The sequence below is a fragment of the Sphaerospermopsis reniformis genome, from assembly GCF_005402885.1.
Lineage (GTDB): Bacteria > Cyanobacteriota > Cyanobacteriia > Cyanobacteriales > Nostocaceae > Sphaerospermopsis > Sphaerospermopsis kisseleviana.
Genome location: NZ_BJCE01000224.1, coordinates 1 through 8,944, shown reverse-complemented (window position 1 = coordinate 8,944; position 8,944 = coordinate 1). Strand labels below are relative to the sequence as shown.

The 8,944-nt window shown below is 40.0% G+C and carries 11 protein-coding genes; 6 read left to right on the top strand and 5 right to left on the bottom strand.

Annotated features, from left to right (window positions below; genetic code table 11):
* Positions 1–354 precede the first annotated feature (354 nt).
* The 3 genes from FFR48_RS22180 to FFR48_RS22170 form a co-directional block, all read right to left on the bottom strand.
* Positions 355–645 carry a 4a-hydroxytetrahydrobiopterin dehydratase gene (locus FFR48_RS22180; RefSeq protein WP_096567283.1) on the bottom strand — a complete coding sequence of 97 codons (291 nt, stop codon included), beginning with the start codon at positions 643–645 and terminating at the stop codon, positions 355–357.
* Positions 646–966: 321 nt separating this feature from the next.
* Entirely contained in the window at positions 967–1,227 is a 261-nt protein-coding gene (locus tag FFR48_RS22175; protein WP_137668859.1) for a transporter suffix domain-containing protein, read from the bottom strand.
* A 134-nt stretch (positions 1,228–1,361) separates the two neighbouring features.
* The gene (locus FFR48_RS22170) at positions 1,362–2,189 is read right to left on the bottom strand and encodes a carbohydrate ABC transporter permease (protein WP_096567287.1); all 828 of its coding nucleotides are present in this window, start codon (positions 2,187–2,189) and stop codon (positions 1,362–1,364) included.
* A gap of 226 nt (positions 2,190–2,415) precedes the next feature.
* Here FFR48_RS22170 and FFR48_RS22165 point away from each other — a divergent pair, with 226 nt between their 5' ends.
* The 4 genes from FFR48_RS22165 to FFR48_RS22150 all read left to right on the top strand — a co-directional run bounded on the left by FFR48_RS22165 (position 2,416) and on the right by FFR48_RS22150 (position 6,486).
* Positions 2,416–3,114 carry an aldehyde oxygenase (deformylating) gene (locus tag FFR48_RS22165; RefSeq protein ID WP_137668858.1) on the top strand — a complete coding sequence of 233 codons (699 nt, stop codon included), beginning with the start codon at positions 2,416–2,418 and terminating at the stop codon, positions 3,112–3,114.
* 217 nt (positions 3,115–3,331) lie between these two features.
* Positions 3,332–4,351 (top strand): long-chain acyl-[acyl-carrier-protein] reductase, encoded by a 1,020-nt coding sequence (locus FFR48_RS22160; RefSeq protein ID WP_096567291.1) that lies wholly within the window; start codon positions 3,332–3,334, stop codon positions 4,349–4,351.
* Between the two features lie 127 nt (positions 4,352–4,478).
* A complete protein-coding gene (locus FFR48_RS22155) occupies positions 4,479–5,459 on the top strand; it encodes an acetyl-CoA carboxylase carboxyltransferase subunit alpha (protein WP_096567293.1) in 981 nt (326 codons plus the stop codon).
* Positions 5,460–5,760: 301 nt separating this feature from the next.
* Positions 5,761–6,486 carry an SDR family oxidoreductase gene (locus tag FFR48_RS22150; RefSeq protein WP_137668860.1) on the top strand — a complete coding sequence of 242 codons (726 nt, stop codon included), beginning with the start codon at positions 5,761–5,763 and terminating at the stop codon, positions 6,484–6,486.
* Here the strand turns inward: FFR48_RS22150 and FFR48_RS30220 are convergent.
* Positions 6,467–6,598 carry a hypothetical protein gene (locus FFR48_RS30220; RefSeq protein ID WP_268932456.1) on the bottom strand — a complete coding sequence of 44 codons (132 nt, stop codon included), beginning with the start codon at positions 6,596–6,598 and terminating at the stop codon, positions 6,467–6,469. The genes FFR48_RS22150 and FFR48_RS30220 overlap by 20 nt on opposite strands.
* Positions 6,599–6,720: 122 nt before the next feature.
* Between FFR48_RS30220 and folE the strand changes: the two genes are divergently transcribed.
* Complete coding sequence (folE, locus tag FFR48_RS22140; RefSeq protein ID WP_096572641.1) at positions 6,721–7,428, top strand: GTP cyclohydrolase I FolE; 708 nt, start codon at positions 6,721–6,723, stop codon at positions 7,426–7,428.
* A 228-nt stretch (positions 7,429–7,656) separates the two neighbouring features.
* Positions 7,657–7,920, top strand: a complete 264-nt coding sequence (locus FFR48_RS22135; RefSeq protein ID WP_137668857.1) for a hypothetical protein — start codon at positions 7,657–7,659, stop codon at positions 7,918–7,920.
* 37 nt (positions 7,921–7,957) lie between these two features.
* Here the strand turns inward: FFR48_RS22135 and FFR48_RS22130 are convergent.
* Positions 7,958–8,944 (bottom strand): class I SAM-dependent methyltransferase (locus tag FFR48_RS22130; protein ID WP_137668856.1); only part of this gene is annotated, 987 nt, incomplete at its 5' end.

The window sequence follows — 8,944 nt, the reverse complement described above, 5'->3', positions numbered from 1 at the left end:
TGCTGTTAGTGTGTATGTTCTCTTTGACTGTCTGGGCATTGGTTCTTTGTATTGGTTGTCGATGTACTGTTTGCGTCTACTGACTACACTTCAATAGTTGTTGATTACTTGTGACCTCTCACTGCTGACTGGCGACTGGGGACTGGTGACTGGTGACTGGTGACTGGTGACTGGTGACTGGGGACTGGGGACTGGTGACTGGTGACTGGGGAAGAAAATTTTAGATTTTAGATTTTAGATTTTAGATTTTAGATTTTAGATTGGAGTGAACAAAATCCAAAATCCAAAATCCAAAATTGAATTACCAATTACCAATTACCAATTACCAATTACCAATTACCAATTACCAATTCCCTATTTATATGTTTCTTCCATTTTTTTCGCCAATTCGACATCTAAATTACTGATAGCATTACCGATGTCGTGGGTGACAAGATTCACCTTTACAGTGCTGTAAACATTAGACCATTCGGGGTGATGTCCCATTGTTTCTGCGTAAACACCTGCTGTTACCATCCAACCTAAAGCGGTAGCAAAGTCTTTAAATTTGTATTCTTTGTATAATTTGCCTTCTTTAATTTGCCATCCTGGTAAACTGTTTAGGGCTTGTTGTAGTTCGGTTTCGTTGAGTTTTTGTGCTGCCATGTTCTGGGTTTATACTTTATACAGAGATTTCTAAAGACCTATTTTAACAAATGGGGTATGATAATTTTGATTGTCTGAATCAGGATATTCAGGATTTAAGGATTTACAGGATGTTAGATTAATACCAATTCTCTATGAAGTTGCAGTTAATTTTTTTTACTAACCGCAAAGTACGCAAAGTACACAAAGGAAGACAGTAAATTAAGACGTTAAAGATTTAGTGCAATGTTACAGAGAAATGGTATAGGGATGATTTGTTTGGGAGATAAATAAAGTATACTTGATTTTTATTCTGACTCCTGACTCCTGACTCCTGCTGTACTATCTTTTTCTGTTTTTCCGTTTCCGTCTTTTTAGCAATATTCGCAGATAACGAAAATTCAAATAACGCCGATATCGCTGTATTACTTCCTTACCAACAAGTAGCGCACCTAACCAAAATACAATTTCTGCAAAAACCAATAAAGCTGGTACTAATAGGGCTTTTTGGGCAACTGCAAGTGGGAGAAATGGTAAAATGAGAGCGATCGCTAACCAGGGTAAAAATGAGACTATAATTAAAACTAAACCCAGCTTTTGCATCTTTTCTGTTAATGACAGAATTTGAGTTTAGTGTTTTTATGTGTTTGGTTGGAGTGGCTTACTTTACATTAATTTTCATCATCACCAAATTGTTAATCCTGTAAATCCTAAAATCCTGGATATCCTGATTCTGACTAATTCTTAATCCCCGTTGTCGCAATACCGCGAATTAACTGCTTTTGTCCAATCAAAAATAACACCATTACAGGAACAGTAGCAATTGTCACAGCCGCCATCATCAGCGGCCAATTATTGGTAAACAGTTCTTGAAATTCTGCTAAAGCCAGTTGTACAGTTCTTAATTCAGGTTTGGTTGTAAACACCAAAGGTTTAAATAAATCATTCCATTCACCGATAAAGGTGAACAAAAATAGAGTTACTAAAGCGGGACGTGCTAAAGGTAACATTACCTGCCATAAAATTTGCAGTCGGTTTGCTCCATCAATGGCAGCAGCTTCTTCCAATTCTACGGGAATTGTCTGGAAATATTGACGTAACAGAAAAATCCCAAAACCATTAACCGCAGTGGGTAAAATTAAAGCCCAGTAAGTATTTATCATGTTTCCCCACTTCAAAACCAGGAAAATGGGAATCACCAATAACTGAAAGGGAATGACTAAAGTGGCCAGTATAACTAGTAGTATTGCTTGTTTACCCCAAAATTTCAGCCTAGCGAGGGCGTAACCAGCCAGGGCAGATGTGATAATCTGAAAAGCTGTAACTGCGATCGCTACTAAGGTAGAATTAGCAAAAGCCAGTAAAAACTTGCCTCGTTCCCAAGCTTCCTGGTAATTGGCCAAAGTCCAGTTATTTTCTCCCCCAACTCCCGGTGTAGCACCCACAGGAGCAAAGGAAGTGAGAACAACCACGAATAATGGTAGTAAAACTATGAATGCTCCTAGCAGTAACAGTAAAAAGCTCCAAAAGTTCGTGTTTTGCCAATTCCAGTTGAGTTTAGACATGGTTGATAACTTCAAAATCATTGGTTTTTCCTAGTCAGACTATAGAAAACGGGGAATAAAGGATGGAAATACTTGACTTTTGATGGGGTGCTAATTGGTAAAAATTAATCTAATTACCATAACTTCTTGTTAAGTTAAATTAAACAATAGTGATGATTGCCCACAATTGAGTGGGTGAATTAAATTTCAGTAGCAAAATAATTTAGGGGTACGGAGTCAACCTACTATGCAGCAACTTGTTGAACAAACTCAAGAAATTGATTTTCAGAGCGAAAAATACAAAGATGCTTATAGCCGAATTAATGCGATTGTAATTGAAGGGGAAGAAGAAGCATATCATAATTACATCAGATTAGCTGAACTGTTGCCAAATAGTAAAGATGAACTGATCAAGCTTTCAAAGATGGAAAACAAACACAAGAAAGGCTTTGAAGCTTGTGGACGCAATTTATCAGTTACTCCTGATATACAGTTTGCTAAGAAGTTTTTCTCAGGACTGCATGAAAACTTCCAAAAAGCAGCAGCAGACGGTAAAGTTGTGACTTGTCTGTTAATTCAATCTTTAATTATTGAATGTTTTGCGATCGCAGCTTATAACATCTACATTCCTGTAGCTGATGATTTTGCCCGCAACATTACTGAATGTGTAGTTAAAGACGAATATAGTCATCTAAACTTTGGTGAGGTTTGGTTGGAAGCAAACTTTGAAGATTCCAAAGCAGAATTAGAAGCAGCCAACCGTCAAAACCTGCCTATTGTCTGGCAAATGCTCAACAAAGTAGCTGATGATGCTAAAATCTTGGGCATGGAAAAAGATGCCTTGGTAGAAGACTTCATGATTCAATACGGAGAAGCATTAAGTAACATTGGCTTTACAACCCGTGACATCATGCGTCTTTCTGCCTACGGACTGGCAACCGTTTAGGGACACTGGGGAGTGGGGAGTGGGGACTGGGGACTGGTGACTGGGGACTGGTGACTGGGAAAAAATCAAAACTCCTGAACTCCTGTAACTCCTGACTCCTGACTCCTGACTCCTTTCAGGAATTACTCATTATTCAGACACCTTATATAGTATTTTTAAGAATTAGAGATTATTTCTAATAACCAGCTTTGTATAGCACACGCCTAAAATATCACTAATGTTTGGTCTAATTGGACATCTGACAAGTTTAGAACACGCTCAATCTGTAGCTCAAGAATTGGGATACCCAGAATATGCCGATCAAGGGCTAGATTTTTGGTGTAGCGCCCCGCCGCAAATAGTTGATCACATCACCGTTACCAGCGTAACAGGTCAAAAAATTGAAGGAAAATATGTAGAGTCTTGCTTTTTGCCAGAAATGTTGGCAAATCGGCGGATTAAGGCTGCAACACGCAAAATACTGAATGCTATGGCTCATGCTCAAAAGCATGGTATTGATATTACGGCTTTGGGTGGGTTTTCTTCAATTATTTTTGAGAACTTTAATTTAGAGCAGTTTCAACAAGTCCGTAATGTCACATTAGAGTTTGAACGGTTCACTACAGGCAATACCCATACAGCTTATATTATTTGCCGTCAGGTAGAAGCAGCTTCCCAGCAATTAGGAATAGAACTTTCAAAAGCAACTGTAGCAGTGTGTGGGGCGACTGGTGATATTGGGAGTGCAGTTACTCGCTGGCTGGATAAAAAAACAGATGTCCAAGAACTACTATTGATCGCCCGTAACCAAGAGCGTCTGCAAGCACTACAGGCAGAATTGGGACGTGGTAAGATTATGGGTTTAGACGAGGCACTACCCCAAGCAGATATTGTAGTTTGGGTGGCGAGTATGCCCAAAGGTGTAGAAATTGACCCCACAGTGTTAAAGCAACCATGTTTATTGATTGATGGTGGCTATCCTAAAAACTTAGGGACAAAAATTCAGCATCCAGGTGTGTATGTGTTAAATGGTGGAATTGTGGAGCATTCCCTGGATATTGACTGGAAAATTATGAAAATCGTGAATATGGAAGTTCCAGAACGGCAATTGTTTGCTTGTTTTGCGGAATCAATGTTATTGGAATTTGAGAAGTTATACACTAACTTTTCTTGGGGGCGCAATCAGATTACCGTAGACAAAATGGAATATATTGGTCAACTATCGCTTAAACATGGTTTTAGACCATTATTAGTTTAGAGGCTGGTGATTGGTGATTGGTGATTGGGAAACATGAAAAAAATTGATTACCCAGTCACTATTCCCCAGTCCCCAGTCCCCAGTCACTATTCCCCAGTCCCCAGTCCCCAGTCACTATTCCCTAACTATGGCAACTACTGAACGCAAACCCCTATTATTGGATTTTGAAAAGCCTTTAGCAGAACTGGCTACTCGCATTGATCAAATTCGGCAACTAGCAGATGAAAATGGTGTGGATGTTTCCGGGCAAATTCGCCAACTGGAAACTAGAGCGATGCAACTGCGGGAGGAAATTTTTAGCAGTTTGACACCATCTCAAAGACTGCAAGTGGCAAGACATCCGCGCCGTCCTAGTACATTAGATTACATCCAGGCGATTAGTGATGAATGGATGGAGTTACATGGCGATCGCTGTGGAGGTGATGATCCAGCTTTAGTGGGTGGTGTGGGTCGTTTGGGTGGACAACCTGTGGTGATGTTGGGTCATCAAAAAGGCCGGGATACTAAAGATAATGTCGCCCGGAATTTTGGCATGGCTGCACCTGGAGGCTACCGTAAAGCATTACGGTTAATGGAACACGCCAATAAATTTGGTATGCCCATTATTACCTTTATTGATACCCCCGGTGCTTGGGCGGGGATAGAAGCAGAACATCAAGGACAAGGTGAAGCGATCGCTTATAATTTACGGCAAATGTTTTGTTTTGATGTGCCAATTCTCTGTACCGTCATTGGTGAAGGTGGTTCTGGTGGTGCTTTGGGTATTGGTGTAGGCGATCGCCTCCTGATGTTTGAACACTCGGTTTATACCGTTGCTACCCCAGAAGCTTGCGCTGCTATTTTGTGGAAAGATGCAGCTAAAGCACCCCAAGCCGCAGTAGCATTAAAAATCGTTTCCCACGATCTCAAAAACTTAGGCATTATTGATCAGATTTTACCAGAACCTATCGGTGGCGCTCATTCTGACCCCTTAACCACAGCTACCACCCTCAAACAAGCTTTGTTAGATAATTTGGATGAACTTAACCGCTTAACACCAGCCGAGCGCCGTCAACTGCGCTATGAGAAATTTAGAAAAATTGGTGTGTTTACCGAAATTGCTCAATAAAAATAATAACTATATCTGATTAGCAATTCAACAATGCTATAATTGCCTATAGCTTAAAGATTCTTAACAATCTGAGCAGCTATAGGCATTTTGTTGTGTATTCATGAAACAGCCTGATATAAAAGCCTAATTATTCACGTCAAGACTTTCGGATCTGACAGGTAAGGCTGATAACAGGCAATATACCCATATTGATAAACGATTCTAGCAATATTGAGCATAAAATCAACTGATTTTAAGAATTATTTAACTGATTGGGTAGGTAGTGAATAGCAAAACTGCCAAAAAAATTGGAGATACCATGAGTTTTGAGCAGAAAAGACGCGCTTTAATTACTGGTGCAAGCAGTGGAATAGGCAAAGCAACGGCTTTAGCCTTTGCCAAGGCGGGAATAGATGTTGCTTTAGTCAGCCGTTCTCAGGAGAAGTTAGAAGGGGTAGCAGCAGTAGCAAAAGAAATAGGAGTAGAAGCAAAAGCTTTCACCGTTGATCTGGGTAGTGTTGCCCAAGTAAAAACCAAAATTCAGGCGATCGCCGATGAATTTGGCGACATAGACATTTTGGTAAATAATGCCGGTATAGGATACACTGCCAATTTAAGCGATACTTCCTTAGAAGACTGGCAGCGGGTAATGGATTTAAATATTACCAGCGTCTTTCAGTGCATGATGGCAATTGTGCCAGGAATGAGGCAACGAGGTAAAGGGACAATTATTAACATTGCCTCAATAGCTGCCAAACAAGCTTTTGCTGGTTGGGGGGCTTACTGCGTCAGCAAAGCTGGTTTACTCGCCCTTTCTCAAACATTGGCACAAGAAGAACGAGTCCACGGCATTCGTGTAACAGCAATTTGTCCGGGTGCTGTCAATACTGAAATTTGGGATACGGAAACAGTTAATGTTAACTTTGACCGTACCAAAATGTTAACTCCAGAAATAGTAGCTCAGACAATTCTGCACACTGTTTTATTACCACAAGAAGCAGTCATTGAAGAATTAACATTGATGTCTAATGCTGGTGTTCTTTAATTGTTAGGTGACAGGTGACAGGTGACTGGGGACTGGTGACTGGGGACTGGTGACTGGGGACTGGGGACTGGTGACTGGGAAAAAGATAAATAACCCAATTACCAATTACCAATTACCAATTACCAATTACCAATTACCAATTACCAATTACCAATTACCAATTACCAATTACCAATTACCAATTACCAATTATCAATTGTCAATTATCAATTATCAATTACCAAGACTAATACCATGACTATTGCTAGTTCTAACGGTTCTAATCGCTCACAATCTCCTTTGATTCCTGATTTAGCGCAAGTGATCAGTAGCAGACCTGACCGCAATACCCATAATGGTAAACAGGCAGATTTGCACCCACCCTCAGAGGAAAGCACGGAGCAAATGATGGAAGCCGTGCGGACAATGCTGATCGGTGTTGGAGAAGATCCAGAACGAGAAGGATTATTAAAAACACCAAAGCGCGTAGCTGAAGCTATGAAATTTCTCACCAGTGGTTATAACCAATCCTTAGAAGAACTGGTGAATGGGGCGATTTTTGATGAAGGCCATGAAGAAATGGTGTTAGTGCGAGATATTAATTTCTTCAGTCTTTGTGAACATCATATGTTGCCATTTATGGGTAGAGCGCACGTTGCTTATATCCCGAATCAAAAAGTTGTCGGTTTAAGTAAATTGGCGCGAATTGTGGAAATGTATGCTCGTCGTTTACAAGTTCAAGAAAGACTAACTCGCCAAATTGCCGAAGCAGTGCAAACTATTCTTGAGCCAAAGGGTGTAGCTGTAGTGATGGAAGCTACCCATATGTGTATGGTGATGCGTGGTGTACAAAAACCTGGTTCTTGGACTGTTACCAGTTCTATGGTTGGTGTTTTCCAAGATGAGCAAAAAACCCGTGAAGAATTTTTGAATTTGATTCGTCATCAAGCTGCTTTCTTTTAGGAATTAGCACTTTTTCGATTATTAGCAATATCGCTCATTCTCAAATTTTTTCAGGGGGTGAGTGATATTTTTTTGGTGATGGGTGATTGGGAAGAATGAATTTATTCCCAATTCCCAATTCCCAATTCCCAATTCCCTTGTTATATAACTGAACTTTAGACTAAAAACACAAAATGACTCAGGGAAAATGATCGCTCTCTTTTAGTCTAAAGTCCAGTAGAAAGGCAAGTGTCTATTGGTGCAATGGATACTTCATTAAAACCTTATGATATGGCGGTATTGGCGGCAATTCTTGTCCGGGCTGAAGATTTGCAACAACAAGGATTTTCATGGGTGGGTTTCTGTGAATTAGATTCTGATCTTCAACCTTGGGATAAAAATGGTGTAGCAAAACCTATTCTTAGTGATCTTTATCATGCTTCTCGTATCTGGGTGTATCGAGATTTTTTGGTGGAAGATGTGGATGAACTTCCTGAATTTTGGCTTTCTTAGAATTGATTATCCACACCCTACATAGTATTCTCTACACCTAATATTCAGGTGTTAATAAAAGTAATTGCTGTTTTATTAGTTTTCTGACTCCGTTTAAATCTAACTCTGTTTGTTTGATAATATCGGCTATTTTGGCATCACCATTACATTTCTGCATAAACTCAAATTCCGCATCTGATAATTTGATGATTTGGTAATCATAGTTAAATATACATTTGCTGGGAAACCCATCTATACAAGGGTTGAGTTCTGGCGTTGCTGCTAATAAGCTGTTATCGTCTGTCCAGTCGTATTTGGTTAATGGGGGACGAGTGAGGAAAAATTCGTAATGTGTTACTTCTGGATTCAGTAATTCTATTAGGCGGTAACGTTGGCGTTGGCGTAGCCCGCCGGAGGCATCGCCTAAATTTCCTGCTCTTTCTATTAACTCTGGTGCTTTACCCAATAGTGTTTCTAAATCCCAAAATCCTGGATTAGAAAAACCTACAAAGTCTAATTCTGAAGCGTCTATTAATTCAAATAATGTATCAATATTATAGTCTGTTTCCTGGGGATGTACGTACATATCGGCAAAACATTCATCCCTTTGGTTTTCCATTGCCCATCTTTCTTTTTCTCTCTTGACAAGACGGTTATTTTCTGGTAGAGAGGCAAATATTTTTCTGCCGACTTGCACACCATCCCGATAGTCACCACGTTTGTCACCTTGGAGAAGGGCGATCGCTTTTTGCATTAGTTGTATTTCCCATCTTCCCAATTCTCCATATACAAAAATGTGCATTAATCCACCAGGAGCGAGTTTTTTCGCTAATGCTTGAATACCACGAATGGGATCTGGTAGATGATGAAGCACACCAACGCAGTTAATTAAATCGAATTGTCCTGGTATTTGTTCCACATCATAAATACTCAGGTGATGAAATTCTACACGGTCAGCGCCAGAACTTTGACAGCGTTTCTTAGCTACTTCTAGAGTACCAGCACTTAAATCAATTCCTACTACCTGCGCTTGGGGGTTGAGATG